This is a genomic window from Bradyrhizobium sp. AZCC 2262, from assembly GCF_036924535.1.
GTDB lineage: Bacteria > Pseudomonadota > Alphaproteobacteria > Rhizobiales > Xanthobacteraceae > Bradyrhizobium.
Window position 1 is genome coordinate 3,718,794 of the sequence record NZ_JAZHRT010000001.1, and the last position, 17,396, is coordinate 3,736,189.

Sequence of the window (17,396 nt, forward strand, 5' to 3'; positions counted from 1 at the left end):
GAGAGTCCGGTTCTGATCCGGACTCTAGTGCCCCACCTCGCCGGTGATGACGTCGCCGAACAGTTCCCACGCCTCGCCGTTGAATTTCATCAACTGCATCTGCTCGATCGGAAAATAGTCGTCCGGCCCGGTGTTGACCATGATGCCGGGCAGCATCAGGTCGGAGTGGAAATTCTTCAAATTGGCGGCCTGCTTCATGACATTCTCTCGGGTGAGATTGTCGCCGCACTGCTTGAGAACCTGCAGCATCGCCTCTGACTGCACGTAGCCATAGAGGTTGTTGGCGTTGGTCTTGTCGCCGTCGGGATAATATTTGTCCATGAACGCCCGCCACTTCACGACCGCCGGATCCTTGTCCCAGGTCGGATCGGTCGGGTCCTTCAGATAGGACGTCGAAATAATGTCCTTGGCATATTGAAGACCGGCCGGCTTGAGCACCGAGGCCACCGACGTTGCGGTGTTGGCCAGGAAGAACTTCGGCTTCCAGTTCAATTCGCCCACCTTGCGGATCGCCTGCGCAGATCCCTTGGGCGCGGCCCAGGAGAAGAAGATGTCAGCGCCGGAATCGTGCAGCGCCACGATCTGCGAATCGATGCTGGGATCGCTGACTTCGTAAGACTTGTCGGCGATGATCATGCCGAGCTTGTCGCCGAGGCCGTCCTTCAAGCCCTTGAACTGGTCCTTGCCGGCGTCATCGTTCTGCCAGAACACCGCGATCTTGCTGTTGGGAAACTTGTCCCTGATGTATTTGGCGTAGATACGTCCCTCGCTCTGGTAGTTGGGCTGAAAACCCATCGTCCAGGGGAAGTTCTTGGGATCGCCGAACTTGGTTCCACCGGAGGCGACAAAAAGCTGCGGCACCTTCTTTGCGTTCATGTATTTCATGATCGCCGAATTGGACGGCGTACCGAGCGGCTGGAAGATCAACAGGACCTCATCGCTCTCCACCAGCTTGCGTGCCTGCTCGATCGCCTTCGGCGGACTGTAGGCATCGTCGTAGGTGATGAAATTGATCTTGCGGCCATTAATGCCGCCCTCGGCATTGATCATCTTGAAAAAGGCTTCTTCGGTCTTGCCGATCACGCCATAAGACGAGGCCGGGCCGCTATACGGCATGATATTGCCGATCTTGATTTCGGTATCGCTGGCGCCGGGATCGTATTTCTTCTGCGCGTGGGCCGTGGTGGCGACCGTTGCGGCGACGGCGAACGCCGTCAGGGCAACAAGGTTCTGCATACGAACCGGCATCGTTTTCTCCCCGTTTTTTCAGTCTTGTTGCTGCCAAGTCTCGCAAGTCGCATCAACACTTGCAAGCATGTGCTTATTCCGTATGACGAAACGGCATTGTTGCCCGGCGCCAATTGTGATTGATGCAGGTTCGCGTCATTACCGTGCGTGCAAGGTCGTGCGTTCAAGGCCCAAAGGTTAGACAGGTTGAAACCGAACATACGAATTGGTCCACGACATCCAAAACTCGGCGCCGCCGGCTTTCGCTTCGTGCGATGGCTGGCGCGCAAAACCATGGCCGCGGCCGGATTCCACCAACTCGGCTCGGATCTCGCCAACGACCGCCTGGCCCGCGTGCGCGAAAAACTTCGCCGCGGCGAAACCGTATTTCTCGTCGGCCTCGGGCTTGCCGGCACGCATAATTCCGGCGCAGCGCTGGTCGAGGTGACGCAGGCGAGCGGCCCACGCCTGATCGTCAATAATGAGGAGGAGCGTTTCTCCGGCAACAAGCACACCACGGAATATCCGAAATCCTCGCTCGACGAGCTGGTCGCGACGCTGCGCGCCATGGGCCGCGATGTCGGCGATATCGACGCCTGGCTCACCAGTTGGGACTACCCGACGCTTGCCGGCACGACCGCGCGCGCGGTGCTGGAAGAGCTGCCGCAGAGTCTCACGATGTTGCGCATCACGGAGGCGCCTGGCTTCGACGCCCGCCGCCTCGACCAGATGACGCGCTCGCCAAAGATACTGGCGCGGCAGCTTGGCCTTGCCGAGCGCGTGCCGCTGATCTGCATGCCGCACCATGACAATCACGCCTGGTTCTCCCACGCGGCATCGCCTTTTGCCGATGATGAAGAACCGGTTGCTGTCGCGGTGCTCGACGGCACCGGCGACGCCGGCTCGATCTCGCTCTATGTCGTCGAGCGCGCCGCGATGCGGCAGGTTTATTGCAATGACAGCATGTTCGACTCGATCGGCGCCTTCTACAGCGTGATCTCGTCGACGCAGGGCGGCTGGACCCTGCTGTCAAGCGAAGGCCGTTACATGGGCGCCGCCGCCTGGGGCGACATGGACCGGTCAACCAACCGCTATTACGCGCGGCTGAAAGACGTCCTGCATTTGGGCAGCGAAGGCCAGGTGCAGCTTAACCGCGCCATGGCGAACTGGCACTGCGATCCATCCTATCATCCCTACAAGAAAGCGCTGACCGACATTCTCGGCGAGCCCCTGAAGCCCGATCAGCTCTGGAATCCAGACGCCGTGCTGCGCGTCGAGGACATCCATCACCGTCCCGACACCCAGGATCGCCTCGATAAGGCCGCCGCGACGCAACTGGTGTTCGAGGACGCCATGATCCACGTCATCGATCATCTGTTGCGGGTGACGGGCGCGCACCGGCTGGTGCTGACCGGCGGCGTGGCGCTGAACGCGGTCGGCAATATGCGTCTGCTCGAACATTTCAATGAGGCCTGGTTCGCCAAGGCGCAGCAGCGCAACGCGCGCCTGCAGCTCTGGGTCCCGCCGGTGCCGGGCGATCCCGGCGTCACCATCGGCGCCGCCTGGCTGTTCGCCCACCTGGCCAGCGCGCCGCGCGGCGCGCCGATGACGCACGCCTTCTACTGCGGCACGTCGCCGTCGCGGCAAGACATCACTAGCGCGCTGAACGCCGATGACATCGCCTCGCAACCGATCGGCGATATCTCCACGCCTGAAGGCCGCGACGCGATCGCCGAATTGATGGCGTTCATGGTGGCGCAGAACGGCGTGATCGCGCTGTATCAGGGCGCGGCCGAAACCGGCCCCCGCGCGCTCGGCCATCGCTCGATCCTGGCGAATCCCTGTGACCCCGAGGTGCGGGAGCGGCTCAACGAGCGCGTCAAATACCGCGAGGCCATTCGCCCGCTGGCGCCGATGGCAACGCTGGAGGCGGCGAAAGAATATTTCGAACTGCTGCCGGGCGCCGCGGACGCCAACTACAACGCCTACAATTACATGGTGCTGACGGCGCATTCGAAGCCGCACGCGCGCGAAAAAATTCCGGCCGTCATTCACGCCGACGGCACCGGCCGCATCCAGATCGTGCGCGCTGAGGACGATCCCCTCACTTATGCCTATCTGAAGGCGCTCGGCCGCCACATCGGCGTGGAGCTATCCGTCAATACATCCTTCAATGTCGCAGGCCCCATCGCTCAGACGCCGCAACAGGCGATCGATACGCTGCGCCGCTCCAAGGGGCTCGATGTCGTGGTGCTGGTAGCAGACGACGGCGAAGTCCACGCGGCCTGGCATGGAGGTGAGCGCGATAGCGGCCGGTTCACCGGCTGGTATCAAGAATGGAAAAGCCGCACGCAGGTCAGTCAGCGCTGAAAGATTTTCAGCACGCGCCCGTCGATCAATAGCAGGGCGCTGCCGATCACAAGCGCGCCCGCAATCTCGCGCAGCGAGATTTTCTCACCGAGCACCAGATAGCCGAGCAGGATCGCGGTAACCGGGATCAACAAGGTCACCAGCATGACATTGGTGGCGCCGGAGCGCCGCAGGATCTGAAAGAACACGATATAGGCGAGCGCGGTCGACAGCGCGGCAAGCCCGATCACGGCGAGCCATGTCGATGGCCCCGGCATCGGCAACAGCCAGGGACGTTCGACGAGCCCGGCGACGACGGTCATCATCGCGGCCGCGGCCAGCATCTGGAACGTCGCGGTGCCGAGCGGCGGGGAATTCGACAGCAGCCGTCGCGCCAGCAGTGCCGACAGGCCGTAAGACAAAGCGGCCGCAAGGCAGAGCAGAATGCCGAACCCCTGCCCGCTCTCCAATCCAACGCCGTCACCGTGGAGAATCACCACGCCGATCAGGCCCGCGACGACGCCGGCGATCCGCCGCGCGTGCAGCTTCTCTTCACCCGCCTCCGCCATCACGACAACCGTGAACAGCGGCGTCGTGGCGTTCAGGATCGAGGCCAGCCCGCCGGGGATATAGGTCTGCCCGACCACGATCAGCGAGAAAGGCAGCACGTTGTTGAGAAGCCCGATCGCGAGAAAGGGCTTCCATCCCGACAGGCCAGCCGGGAAACGAATGCGGTAGAGCCACAGCAGCGGCAGCAACATCAGGGCCGCAAGTGCCACGCGCAGAAAAACCACCGTCAGCGGCGGCAATTCCTTCAGTATCACGCCGTTGAAGAAGAACGATCCGCCCCACAGGATCGAGAGCAGGCCGAGCAGCGACCAGTCGCGGGCGTCGATCGAAGCGTCTTTGGCGGTCATAGCAGCTCATATCTGCGATTCCGCAGATTTATTCCGCTACGCAGGGCTTTCCCACCCGATTCCGGATACAGGTTCGCGGCGGCTATTTCGGCCGCGAGACGATCTCGATCATCCTGCCTTCGTCGTCATCGGGCATCTCGGCCTTTGCCTGGGCGTAGGCTTCGACCGCGGCACGCCCGACCAGCGGCGCGTTGGCGAGCAGGCTCTCGGCCAGTTTCACCGCGTAGGCCGCGTCCTTGTGACGAAGGGCTGATGTAAACGATGCGCCAGAGAAATCGCGCGCCACCATGCGCTTTGAATGGCGGATCACCTGCGGGCTCGCGACCGCGCCGGTCGCCAGCGCTTCCGCTACGAGGTTCATGTCGAGCCCGGCCTGCTCGGCCATCGCGACGCCTTCGGCCAGACTCGCGATCTGCACCGCACCCATCAGATTGTTGATCAGCTTGAAGACGGTGCCGGTGCCGACCGCGCCGAAATGCCTGATAACGTCGCCGATCGGCGCGAGATAGGGTTTTGCGGAATCGAGATCGGCCACGTCAGCGCCGACCAGCAAGGTCAGCTTTCCGGCAGCCGCCGCTTGCGGCAGGCCGGTGACGGGGCAGTCGATATAGACGAGCCCGCGGCCACGCAGTTCGCGCGCCATGTCGAGCGCGTGCTGGTGCGAGACGGTCGAGCATTCGATCGCAAGACTGCCTGCCTTCATCGTTGCCGCCGCGCCATCCTTGCCGAGCCAGACGGCGCGCGAGGCCTCGTCGTCGGCGACCATGGTCACGACGGCATCCGCGCCATCGGCAGCGTCCGCAGGCGACGAGGCCCAGCGCGCGCCGCGCGCGATCAGGTCTTCCGCTTTTGCCTTGCTGCGATTCCAAACCGCAACCGTAAAACCTGCATCGAGATAGCGGCCGGCCATACCATGGCCCATGCGGCCGAGCCCGATGAAGCCGACCTTTGTCATGCGCTAGTCCACATCCTCGACCGCGCCGGGCGTGGTGCCGAACGCGCGCTGCGCCAGGGTTGCCGCCATGAACTCGTCGAGGTCGCCGTCGAGCACGCCGGAGGTATCCGAGGTCTGCACTCCGGTGCGCAGGTCCTTCACCATCTGGTAGGGCTGCAACACGTAAGAGCGGATCTGGTGGCCCCAGCCGATATCGGTCTTGGCGGCCTGATCGGCGGCGGCCTGTTCCTCGCGCCGCTTCAGTTCGATTTCGTAGAGCCGTGCGCGCAGCATGTCCCAGGCCTGCGCACGGTTCTTGTGCTGCGAGCGGCCGGCCTGACAGACCACGGCAACACCGGTCGGGATATGCGTCAGCCGAACCGCGGATTCGGTCTTGTTGACGTGCTGGCCGCCGGCGCCGCCGGAGCGCATGGTGTCGGTGCGCACGTCCGATTCCTTGATATCGATCTTGATACTGTCATCGACGACGGGAAAGATCGCGACGGACGAGAACGACGTGTGCCGGCGCGCGTTGGAATCGAACGGCGAGATTCGCACCAGGCGGTGCACGCCCGCTTCCGTCTTCAGCCAGCCATAGGCGTTGTGCCCGCTGATCTGGATGGTCGCGGATTTGATGCCGGCTTCTTCGCCGGGAGTTTCTTCCAGATATTCGATCTTGAAGCCGTGCTCCTCGGCCCAGCGCGTATACATACGCAAGAGCATCGACGCCCAGTCCTGGCTTTCGGTGCCGCCGGCGCCGGCATGCACTTCGAGATAGGAGTCGAACTTGTCGGCCTCGCCCGACAGCAGCGCTTCCAGCTCGCGGCGCGCGACTTCCTTCTTCAGGGCCTTTAGCGCGTTCTCCGCCTCGACCACCACACTTTCATCGTTCTCGGCCTCGCCAAGCGCGATCATCTCGACATTGTCGTCGAGTTCGCGCTCGACCTTGCCAATGCCCTCGAGCGCATCCACCAGCGAGGTGCGCTCCTGCATCAGCTTCTGCGCCTTCTGGGGATCGTTCCAGAGATTGGGGTCTTCGGCGAGCTTGTTCAGCTCGGCGAGCCGAGCCGTGGATTTCTCGACGTCAAAGATGCCTCCTCAGCAGCCCGACTGACTGCTTGATCTCTTCTACGAGGCGTTCGACTTCGGCGCGCATGGTCTCTTCTGTCTGCGGTCGGAACCGCTACTGGATGATATGCGTCGGATGTAGCGGCCCGCACCACAAAGCGCAATCCGCAAACCGGCCGCTAATAAAGCCTGCCGGTTCCTGGACGCATGATATTGCCGGCGTCAGGCGAGATTCCCTGCATATTGCCTGCGTCGGGCGGGATTGCCTGCGGCGGCATGCGCCCATCCTGATCGGCGACGCCTACGGCGGCGTAACTGTCCGGCGGCGCGGTGCCCGGCTTGAACGCTTCCAGGATGGTGCGGCCGCCCTCGCCCGGAGCGGGACGCATGCCGCTCTTGGCATCGATGCGAACCAGCCTGATACCGGCGGGAATCTTGAACGGGGTCGCCGGCTTGTCGGCGAGCGCGAGCTTCATGAAATCCTTGACGATCGGCGCGGCGGTATGGCCGCCCTGCGCGGCCCTGCCCAGACTGCGGGGCTTGTCATAGCCAAGATAGAGCCCGACGACGAGATCCGGCGAAAAGCCGATGAACCAGACGTCTTTTCCGTCACTGGTGGTGCCGGTCTTGCCGGCAATCGGCTTGCCGACCTCGCGCATGATCGACGCCGTGCCGCCCTGCACCACCCCCTCCAGCATCGAGGTGATCTGGTAGGCCGTCAGCGAATCAAGCACCTGCTCCCTGCGGTCGACAAGCTGGGGCTCGGGTTGATTCTTCCAGCCGCCCGGCGCGTCGCAGCCGCGGCACTCGCGCGCGTCATGTTTGAAAATCGTGCGACCGTAGCGGTCCTGAATGCGGTCGATCAGGGTCGGCTTCACCCGCCGGCCGCCATTGGCGAACATCGAATACGCCGTGACCATCCGCATGACCGTGGTTTCGCCGGCGCCGAGCGCATAGGAAAGATAGTTCGGCAATTCCTCATAGACGCCGAAGCGTTTGGCATATTCACCGATCAGGGGCATGCCGACATCCTGCGCCAACCGCACCGTCACGGTGTTGACCGACCATTTGAGGGCTTCACGCAGCGTAATGGGGCCGCGGTAACTGCCCACCGAAAAGTTCTCCGGACGCCAGACGCCGGCGCCCTGCCCCTGATCGATCTCGATCGGCCCGTCGATCATGATCGTCGACGGGGTGTAGCCATTGTCCATCGCCGCCGAATAGACCAGCGGCTTGAACGTCGATCCCGGCTGTCGATAGGCCTGGGTCGCGCGATTGAACTGGCTCTGGTCAAACGAGAAGCCGCCCACCATCGCAAGCACGCGCCCGGTCCAGGGGTCCATCGCGACCATGGCGCCGGACACTTCGGGCAATTGTCGCAGGCGATACTGACCTTCGATCGGGTTGCCGTCCTTGCCGAACAGCGGATCGGCGTAGATCACGTCGCCCGGCGAAAGAATTTGCGAGACCGCGATCGGCGTCTTGCCGCGAGCCTGAGCGGAAGCTGCCCTCGCCCATCTGACACCTTCCAGCGTGATAATCCCGGTTTGCCGGTCCTTGGAGATCGCGCCCCCAAGTTCGCGGCCGGGTTGGAAACCGATGCGAGCCGACTGGTCTGAGGTCTCGAGCACCACGGCCATCCGCCACGGCGAGATATCGCTGAGCGACCTGACTTCGGCGAGCTTGACGCCCCAATCGCGCGGAAATGTCGAGCTTGCTCATGGCTCCACGCCAGCCCTGGGCCTCGTCAAAATTCACCAGGCCAGCGGCCACGGTCTTGCGGGCCATCACCTGCAGCTTCGGATCGAGCGTGGTGCGGACCGACAGGCCGCCTTCATAGAGTTTCTTTTCGCCGTAGCGCTCGAAGATGTCGCGCCGCACTTCCTCGGCGAAATACTCGCCGGCGAAGATGTGCGCAGCGTTGGACCGGCTGGTCACGGCCAGCGGCTCCTTGCGGGCCTTGTCGGCATCGGCCTGCTTGATCCAGCCGTTTTCCAACAGACGATCGATCACGTAATTGCGCCGCTCGACCGCGCGATCGCGGTTGCGCACCGGATGCAACTGGGCCGGCGCTTTCGGAAGCGCTGCAAGATACGAGGCTTCCGCAACCGTCAGTTCGTTCACCGATTTGTCGAAATAGACCAGCGACGCCGCGGCGATGCCGTAGGCGCCGAGGCCGAGATAGATTTCATTGAGATAGAGTTCGAGGATGCGGTCCTTCGAATAGGCGCGCTCGATGCGCATTGCCAGCAGGGCTTCCTTGATCTTGCGGGTGAAGGAGACCTCGTTGGTCAGAAGGAAGTTCTTCGCGACCTGCTGGGTGATCGTCGACGCACCCTGCGGCCGGCGGTTGGAGCCGAAGTTCTGCGCATACACCACGGCCGCGCGGGCCATGCCGGTGAAGTCGATGCCGCCGTGCTCGTAAAAATTCTTGTCCTCGGCCGCGAGGAACGCGTTGGTGACGAGTTTTGGCATCGCCTGGATCGGCAGATAGAGGCGGCGCTCCTTGGAATATTCGCCGAGCAGCGCACCGTCGGACGCATGCACGCGCGTCATCACCGGCGGCTCATAATCCTGAAGCTGCGAATAGTCGGGCAAGTCCCTGGAGAAATGCCAGATCGCGCCCGCGACGCCGGCCACGCCGACCAGGAACAGGACTGTCCCGACGGTAAACAGGAAACCCAAAAACCGGACCAGAAAGCGCATTACCGAAGTTCCATTCCAACCCTTGCGCCGTAACAGCCAGCGCTTGTTCCCGTGTCCATCGGACATTTCCTCTCCCGCACGGATCGCTCAGATCCACCGGGTCCAAATATCTTTATAATGCGATGAAGATGCGCCTTTGGGTTGTGAACACTTCGTGCGGATCAGTAAAGCCCGCCGGTTCCCGGGCGCATGATATTGCCGCCGTCGGGCTGGTACCCTTGCTGATACCCTTGCGGGTATCCCGGCTGCGGCATCCGGCCGTCCGCATCGGCCACGCCAATGACCGAGTAGTTATCCGGCGGCGCAGTGCCCGGCTTGAAGGCTTCCAGAAGGCCGCCATTGCCCGGACCGGCGCGCATGCCGCTCTTGGGGTCGACGCGAACCAGCTTGATGCCGGCGGGCACCTTGAAGGGAATCGCGGGCTTGTCCGCGAGCGCGAGCTTCAGGAAGTCCTTGGCGATCGGCGCGGCCAGATGACCACCGGTCATGCCGCGGCCGAGATTGCGCGGCTTGTCGAAGCCGACATAGATGCCGACCACGAGGTCCGGCGAGAAGCCGATGAACCATGCATCTTTTTCATCGTTGGTGGTGCCGGTCTTGCCGGCGATCGGCTTGCCGACTTCCTTGACCACCGTCGCGGTGCCGGCCTGCACCACATATTCCATCATCGAGGTGATCTGGTAGGCCGTCATCGGATCGAGCACCTGCTCTCGGCGGTCCACGAGCTGCGGCTCGGCCTGACTCTTCCAGCCGCCGGGCGCGTCGCAACCGCGGCATTCGCGGGCGTCATGCTTGAAGATGGTGTGGCCGTAACGATCCTGAATACGATCGATCAGCGTCGGCTTCACGCGACGGCCGCCATTGGCGAACATCGAATAGGCCGTCACCATCCGCATGACGGTGGTTTCGCCGGCGCCGAGCGCATAGGACAGATAGTTCGGCAAATCGTCGTAGACGCCGAAGCGCTTGGAATATTCGCCGATCAAGGGCATGCCGATGTCCTGCGCCAACCGCACGGTCACGGTGTTCAGCGAATTCTTCAGCGCATTGCGCAGCGTGACCGGTCCCTGATATTTTCCCGACGAATAGTTTTCCGGGCGCCACACGCCGCCGCCCTGCCCCTGATCGATTTCAATGGGCGCGTCCACCACGACGGTCGACGGCGTATAGCCGTTGTCCATTGCCGCCGAATAGACCAGCGGCTTGAACGACGAACCCGGCTGTCGGTAAGCCTGCGTGGCGCGGTTGAACTGGCTCTGGTCGAACGAGAAGCCGCCGACCATCGCCAGCACGCGGCCGGTCCAGGGGTCCATCGCGACCATGGCGCCGGAAACTTCCGGCAACTGGCGCAGCCGATACTGACCTTCGACTGGCTTGCCATCCTTGTCGAACAGCGGATCAGCATAGACCACGTCGCCGGCCGCCAGAACCTGCGCGACCGAGGTCGGTGTCCTGCCCTTTGCGGGTCCCGACGTGGGCTTTGCCCACCGCACGCCATCGAGCGTGATGATACCGGTCTGCCTGACCTTGCTGACGGCGCCGCCGAGTTCGCGGCCCGGCTGGAAACCGATCCGCGCCGACTGATCGGAAGTCTCCAGCACCACGGCCATCCGCCAGGGCGAGATGTCGCCCAGCGATTTGACATCGGCGAGCTTCACGCCCCAGTCGCCGGAAATGTCCAGCTTGGACGGCGCGCCGCGCCAGCCGCTCGCCTCGTCATATTTGACGAGGCCGGCGACCATGGCCTTGCGCGCCATCACCTGCATCTTCGGATCGAGTGTGGCACGAACCGACAATCCACCCTCGTAGAGTTTCTTTTCGCCGTAGCGTTCGAAGATGTCGCGCCGGACTTCCTCGGCAAAATATTCGCCGGCGAAGATGTGCGCGCCGTTGCCGCGACTGCTAACCGTGAGCGCCTCCTTGCGGGCCTTGTCGGCGTCGGCCTGCTTGATCCAGCCGTTTTCCAGCAGGCGATCGACCACATAGTTGCGCCGCTCGACGGCGCGGTCGCGGTTGCGCACCGGATGCAGCGCCGCGGGCGCCTTGGGCAGCGCCGCCAGATAGGAGGCTTCCGCGATCGTGAGCTCGTTCACCGATTTGTCGAAATAGACCAGCGACGCGGCCGCAATGCCGTAAGCGCCAAGACCGAGATAGATTTCGTTGAGATAGAGCTCGAGGATGCGGTCCTTCGAATAGGCGCGCTCGATGCGCATCGCCAGCAAGGCTTCCTTGATCTTGCGCGCGAACGACACTTCATTGGTCAGAAGAAAGTTCTTTGCGACCTGCTGGGTGATCGTCGAGGCACCCTGCGGACGCCTGTTGGAGCCGAAATTCTGCGCATAGAGGACGGCCGCGCGCGCCATGCCGGTGAAGTCGATGCCGCCGTGCTCGTAGAAGTTCTTGTCCTCGGCCGCAAGGAACGCATTGATGACGAGCTTTGGCACCGCCTGGATCGGCAGATAGAGGCGGCGTTCCTTGGAATACTCGCCGAGCAGCGCACCGTCGGACGCATGCACGCGCGTCATCACCGGAGGCTCGTAATCCTGAAGCTGTGAGTAGTCGGGCAAGTCCTTGGAAAAATGCCAGATCGCGCCCGCGACGCCGGCCACGCCGACCAGGAAGACGACGGTGCCGGCAGCGAATAGGAAACCCAAAAACCGGACCAGAAAGCGCATTATCGAAGTTCCGTTCCAACCCTGTGCGCCGAAATCTGCAGCGTCTATCCTAACACGGCAATCCCACCGAACGAGTTGCCGCCACGCGGTCGAACAATAAAAGGTCCGGCGGACAATATTGACCGATTCCGAAGACCAACAGCCGATTTTCTATACCGTTGCCGCTGTGGCCAAACTAGGGCTTGGACCACCGGACGGCACGCTTTTCAGCCTGCGCTTACGCCATGCGCACTGAACTATTCATTTGCCCGGTCCGGCAGTTGCCAGCCGCTTGGCCAAAAATGCATCAATTGCCTGCGCCATCGATCCGACCGTCCGGTTCCGCCAGTTTTCCGACACCAGGTGCTCCAGGTCCCCCTTGTTGGAGACATAGCCGAGTTCGACCAGGACGGAGGGCACGTCGGGAGCCTTGAGGACCCGAAAACCGGCCGATTTCAGCGGGTGCTTGTGCATCCGCACCGTGGTCTTCATCTCGCCCATCAGCATCCGCGCGAAACGGTTTGAGAAGGTTTTGGTCTCCCGCTGCACCAGATCGATCAGGATGTCGGCGACTTCGGTCGGCTCGTCGGCAAGACTGACCCCGCCGATCGCGTCCGACTTGTTTTCAGTGTCCGCCAGCCGCTCGGCCTCGGAGTCGGAGGCTTTGTCCGACAGCGTGTAGATGGTGGCGCCCTGGGCGTCGCCTTCGCCACGCCGCAAGGCGTCGGCATGGATCGAGACGAACAGCGCCGCCGACTCGTTGCGCGCGATCTTCACGCGGTCGCCAAGCGGAATGAAGGTGTCGTCCGTCCGGGTCATGACGACGCGATACTTGCCCGACTTCTCGATCCGATCGCGCAGCGCCAGGCCAAAGCCCAGCACCAAGTTCTTTTCCATGATGTCGCCGCCACCAGCCTGGGTGCCGTTGTCGACGCCGCCATGACCGGGATCGATCACGACCACGGGCCTTTTGTCCGTCGGCGTCGCCGGCGCGGCTGGCGCGTCCACCCGTGCAACGGCTGCATTGGCCTCGGCGATCCCGGGCCGCAGTTCGGGCCGGTTTTCGGGCGCCAGCGACTGCACAAAGGCGGTGCGGTCTACCTCTTCAAATTCGAGCACCAGCCGCGGCGGCTGGCCGTTGGCCGCCTCCAGCACATAGGATTTGGCGATCTTGGCCGGTCCGGTCAGGTCAAACACGATCCGCGATCCGCCCGGCATGACGAGACCGTAGCGGAACGCCTTGACCAGTCCCCGCCCCGCAGCACCGGCAGCCGCCGGGAGCTGGAAATTGACCTGGGCCAGGTCGACGATCACGCGATAGGGGTCCGCGAGCGTAAACGCCCGAAACTGGACCGGCTTGTCGAGATCGAGGATGAAGCGGGTCTGTTTGGCATCGCCGGCCAGGCGAGCGTCAGACGCGATCGGGAAACTCGATACCGCCCCCGGGCTCGGAATGGCGGCCGGTCCTTGATAAAGCGGTGTTTGATAGGCGGGTGGTGCTTGATAAGCCGGCGCCTGGGCCGCGCTGGGGGTGCACAGCAATGCTGCGGCGCACAATAGGCCACATCCCAGCAAAATAGGGTGATTTGCGCGGCTCGCCAACGATTCGGTGCCTCCGGAGGAGCCTTCCCTTACCGCATTAGGACCACAGCGTTAATCGACCTTAAGGTCGAATCTGTGAAAAGGAGCAAGTGTTGCCGCGCCGCGACGCTCCGAGAAAGGGTTCCCTTCGGGTTCCCTTGCCCTTCCCTTGCACGCAGCCCCCAATCCACGTATGTACGAGGTGCTGACGGCTAATACTCCCGGTTGTGTCGCGTTCAGCCTCTTGGTGCAGCGCCGGAACCTTCGAAGCCGGAGGAACCTGCGTCTTTCCCGATCCCTCCACAGCCTGCGCCGCGCGCGGCTGACACGGAGTGACGGTTTCGAGCCCGAGCGGCGTCCGGTCCCAGGTACCTTTTCCAGGGACGGTTTGAGACACGGCAAAACTGATTATCCGGACCCAAAACGGTCCGATATGCGATGGCCGGCGGGCGTCTAGGCGCCGCACCGGGCCTTCAGCGATAGATACGGCGGTATCCTTTTCCGCCAACATGTTTAGACGGGCCGACGCTTGATGCGCCAGACTGTATTGCCGACCAGGATCCACGGAACGATCGCGCCGACGCGAGGCGAAAGCTTCGCACGTCGCATCGCTCAGGTGGCTCCCCGTTCGGCGCGGCGCCAAGAAGTGCGTTTTGGCCTTCCCCTCACCCCCGAATCAGGTGGACCGTCGCGTCACCGGGCCGCGCAATTTGCGCGCGCCATGCACCGCGCCCGCCGCCGTCAAGAGTTCCAAAATGCCCAACAAGATGTTGATCGACGCCACCCACCCGGAAGAGACCCGGGTCGTTGTGGTCCGCGGCAATCGCGTCGAAGAATTTGATTTCGAGACCGCCCAACGCAAGCAGCTCCGCGGCAATATCTATCTCGCCAAGGTCACGCGCGTAGAACCGTCGCTGCAGGCGGCGTTCATCGAATATGGCGGCAACCGCCACGGCTTCCTGGCCTTCAGCGAAATCCACCCGGACTACTATCAGATCCCGGTCGCCGACCGTCAGGCGCTGATCGAGGCCGACGAGCGCGCCCATCGCGAGGCCGAGGAAGAGAGCGAGAACCGCTCCTCCAACCGCCACCGTGGCCGCTCGCGCCACCGCAATGCGCGCCGCCGCGGCCATGGCGACCGTGTCCAGAGCGGCGTTGTCGAGAACGCTGGCCAGGATCCCTCACAGGCCGCCCAGCCCTATGAAGGCGAAGCGTATCAGCACGAAGGTGCGTATGCCGGCGAAGTGCATCCGCACGACGCTGAGCATCATGAGAATGATGCTGGGCATCATGAGAATGATGCTGGGCATCATGAGAATGATGCTGGGCATCATGAGGATACGGCGCATCACGACCATGACGCGCATGATCACGAGACGCATGGTCACGATCGCGACCATTCGCACGATCATGAGCCTCAACACGACCACGATCGTCACCATGATGACGATGCGCGAGGTTCCGACGAACGGTCAGACGCCGCAGGCGAAGCACCGGTTGCGGAATTGGAATCCGGCACGTCTGCCATGGCGCCGATCGAGGCGACCGCCCCCGAGGCTGCGACTGAACACGCTCATACTGAACACGCTCATACCGAACACCCTCATGATGAGCATCATGACGAGCAACAGGCGCGCGAAAACGCGGCCCATGCCGACGACGCACCGCATATCGAGCACGCCGGCGAAGGCTACGCGATTGCCTCTCCCGACGAACTCGCGCCGGCTTCCGAACGCGACGACGGCCACGATGATGAAGACGACGGCGAGGATGCCGAAGAGGAAGTCGTCGAATCCGTTGGTGGCGACGACGTGCTCGAGGAAGTTCCGGAGCGCCCGTTCCGCCCGCGCCGTCAGTACAAGATCCAGGAAGTCATCAAGCGCCGCCAGGTGATGCTGGTTCAGGTCGTCAAGGAAGAGCGCGGCAACAAGGGCGCGGCGCTCACGACCTACCTGTCGCTGGCCGGCCGTTACGCGGTGCTGATGCCCAACACCGCCCGTGGCGGCGGCATCAGCCGCAAAATCACGAGCGCGCAGGATCGCTCGCGGCTGAAGGAAGTGGTGCAGGATCTCGACGTGCCCGAGGGCATGGGGATCATCCTGCGCACCGCCGGCGCCTCGCGGACCAAGCCCGAGATCAAGCGCGACTTCGAATATCTGATCCGCATGTGGGAAACCGTGCGCGACATGACGCTGAAGTCGCAGGCCCCCACCCTCGTCTACGAGGAAGGCTCGCTGATCAAGCGCTCGCTGCGCGACCTCTACAACAAGGAGATCGACGAGATCCAGGTCGCCGGCGAAGCCGGTTACCAGGAAGCGCGCGACTTCATGAAGATGCTGATGCCCTCGAACGTGCGGGCGGTTCGGCAATATCGCGACGGCCAGCCGCTGTTCTCGCGGATGGGCGTCGAGAGCCAGCTCGATGCGATGTTCTCGCCGACCGTGCAGCTCCGTTCCGGCGGCTACATCGTGATCAACCAGACCGAGGCGCTGGTCTCGATCGACGTCAACTCCGGCCGCTCGACCCGCGAACATCACATCGAGGACACCGCGCTCAAGACCAATCTGGAAGCGGCGGAGGAAGTCGCCCGGCAACTGCGGTTGCGCGATCTTGCGGGCCTTATCGTCATCGACTTCATCGACATGGACGAGAAGCGCAACAACCGCGCGGTCGAGCGCAAGCTGTCCGACTGCCTGCGGCAGGACCGCGCGCGCATCCAGGTCGGGCGCATCTCGCATTTCGGCTTGTTGGAAATGTCGCGCCAGCGCATCCGCGCCAGCGTACTGGAGAGTTCGACCGAGCCCTGCGCGGTATGCGGCGGCAGCGGTCATGTGCGCTCGGTCTCGTCGGTCGCGCTGCAATTGCTGCGCGGCATCGAAGAGATTTTGATGAAGGGCGCGACCCACAATCTGGTGGTGCGCACCCGCACCGACGTCGCGCTCTATGTGCTCAACCACAAGCGCGGCCATCTGCGCGATCTCGAAAGCGCCTTCAAGGTGTCGCTCGCCGTGAGCGCCGATCCAACCGTCGCCGGCCAGCAGTCGTTCATCATCGACCGCGGCGAACAGGTACACACGCTGGAAGCCGCCAAGGCGTTGCTGGCGGCGCAGGCTGCCGCCTTTCCGCCGCAGGTCGAGGAGGCCTATGACGACGACGAGGCGTTTGACCTCGACACCGAATCCGAGATCGAAACCGAAGAGACCGAGGGCTTGGCCGACGATGCCGCCGAGGCGGCGGCGGGCGAAGGCGAAGGAGACGGCCACCGCCGCAAGCGGCGCCGACGCCGGCGCGGCCGTGGCGAGCCGCGTGAAGGCGGCGCCCCGCGCGAGGACAGTGACGCGATGCGCGTCGCGGGCGAGGCCGTCGAAGGCGCGACCGCCGAGGACGGTGAAGCCGACGAGGACGAAGGCGACGAACAGCCCGGCATGGCCCGCGGCGATCAGCCTGCCAACGGCGAGCGGCGCCCGCGCCGTCGCGGCCGTCGCGGCGGACGCCGCCGGCGTGGCGCCGAGCTGGAAGATGGCCTTGCCGGATCGATCGCGGACGAACTCGGGCCCACTTCGGCTCCGGAAGCCACCAATGCCGTTGCCGATTTCGACGGAGGCTCGTCCGAGCCTGCGCCCTCGCTGGTCGAACCCGAACCGGTTTCGCAACCGGCTGAATCGCGGCCCGCGGCCTATGCCCAACCCGAACCGGCCCCCACTGCCCCGGCCGCCCCAACCGCCGAGGAAACGGCGCAGGAAACCGAGCGGGCTGCGGCGCGACGGCGTTCGACGGTGCGCGAAAAGGTCAGCTTCATGACCAGCCCGCAGGCGGAGCCGGCGTCGCCCTCGGTCAGCCAGAGCGCGCCAGAGCTTGTCACGCCTGCTCCGGCCGAACCTGCGCCGGCCGCATCGGACGAAGCCGCGCCACGCAAGGCGGGCTGGTGGTCGCGGCGCTTCGGCAGCGGCGAGTAAGGAT

The 17,396-nt window shown here is 63.7% G+C and carries 8 protein-coding genes and 1 pseudogene; 2 read left to right on the forward strand and 7 right to left on the reverse strand.

The genetic code is table 11. The features are described from left to right. Positions 1-24: 24 nt before the first annotated feature. Positions 25-1,248: an ABC transporter substrate-binding protein gene (locus V1283_RS17690; RefSeq protein ID WP_334387727.1), complete on the reverse strand. Its 1,224-nt coding sequence runs from the start codon at positions 1,246-1,248 to the stop codon at positions 25-27. Between the two features lie 186 nt (positions 1,249-1,434). Here V1283_RS17690 and V1283_RS17695 point away from each other — a divergent pair, with 186 nt between their 5' ends. Beyond that, positions 1,435-3,597, forward strand: coding sequence for a carbamoyltransferase C-terminal domain-containing protein (locus V1283_RS17695; RefSeq protein WP_334387728.1), 2,163 nt, complete (start codon positions 1,435-1,437; stop codon positions 3,595-3,597). Here V1283_RS17695 and V1283_RS17700 read toward each other — a convergent pair. The 6 genes and pseudogenes from V1283_RS17700 to V1283_RS17725 form a co-directional block, all read right to left on the reverse strand. Further along, positions 3,588-4,493 carry a DMT family transporter gene (locus tag V1283_RS17700; RefSeq protein WP_334387729.1) on the reverse strand — a complete coding sequence of 302 codons (906 nt, stop codon included), beginning with the start codon at positions 4,491-4,493 and terminating at the stop codon, positions 3,588-3,590. The two genes, V1283_RS17695 and V1283_RS17700, sit on opposite strands and share 10 nt — an antisense overlap. Positions 4,494-4,575: 82 nt before the next feature. Beyond that, positions 4,576-5,448: an NAD(P)-dependent oxidoreductase gene (locus tag V1283_RS17705; RefSeq protein WP_334387730.1), complete on the reverse strand. Its 873-nt coding sequence runs from the start codon at positions 5,446-5,448 to the stop codon at positions 4,576-4,578. Positions 5,449-5,451: 3 nt separating this feature from the next. Next, a protein-coding gene (prfB, locus tag V1283_RS17710; protein ID WP_334387731.1) for a peptide chain release factor 2 occupies positions 5,452-6,583 on the reverse strand; the annotation gives its coding sequence in 2 pieces (ribosomal slippage) (positions 5,452-6,513 and positions 6,515-6,583; 1,131 coding nt in all). Between the two features lie 91 nt (positions 6,584-6,674). After that, positions 6,675-9,201 (reverse strand): annotated as a pseudogene (locus V1283_RS17715) (penicillin-binding protein 1A). 161 nt (positions 9,202-9,362) lie between these two features. Further along, positions 9,363-11,876, reverse strand: coding sequence for a penicillin-binding protein 1A (locus V1283_RS17720; protein ID WP_334387732.1), 2,514 nt, complete (start codon positions 11,874-11,876; stop codon positions 9,363-9,365). 240 nt (positions 11,877-12,116) lie between these two features. After that, entirely contained in the window at positions 12,117-13,457 is a 1,341-nt protein-coding gene (locus V1283_RS17725; protein WP_334387733.1) for an N-acetylmuramoyl-L-alanine amidase, read from the reverse strand. Positions 13,458-14,191: 734 nt separating this feature from the next. Here V1283_RS17725 and V1283_RS17730 point away from each other — a divergent pair. After that, positions 14,192-17,392: an Rne/Rng family ribonuclease gene (locus V1283_RS17730; RefSeq protein WP_334387734.1), complete on the forward strand. Its 3,201-nt coding sequence runs from the start codon at positions 14,192-14,194 to the stop codon at positions 17,390-17,392. The last annotated feature ends 4 nt before the right edge of the window (positions 17,393-17,396 follow it).

Excerpts from the sequence above, each read along its gene's own strand:
- V1283_RS17690 (WP_334387727.1), bottom strand. The coding sequence starts at position 1,248 with ATGCCGGTTCGTATGCAGAACCTTGTTGCCCTGACGGCGTTCGCCGTC.
- V1283_RS17700 (WP_334387729.1), bottom strand. The coding sequence starts at position 4,493 with ATGACCGCCAAAGACGCTTCGATCGACGCCCGCGACTGGTCGCTGCTC.
- V1283_RS17705 (WP_334387730.1), bottom strand. The coding sequence starts at position 5,448 with ATGACAAAGGTCGGCTTCATCGGGCTCGGCCGCATGGGCCATGGTATG.
- V1283_RS17720 (WP_334387732.1), bottom strand. The coding sequence starts at position 11,876 with ATGCGCTTTCTGGTCCGGTTTTTGGGTTTCCTATTCGCTGCCGGCACC.
- V1283_RS17730 (WP_334387734.1), top strand. The coding sequence starts at position 14,192 with ATGCCCAACAAGATGTTGATCGACGCCACCCACCCGGAAGAGACCCGG.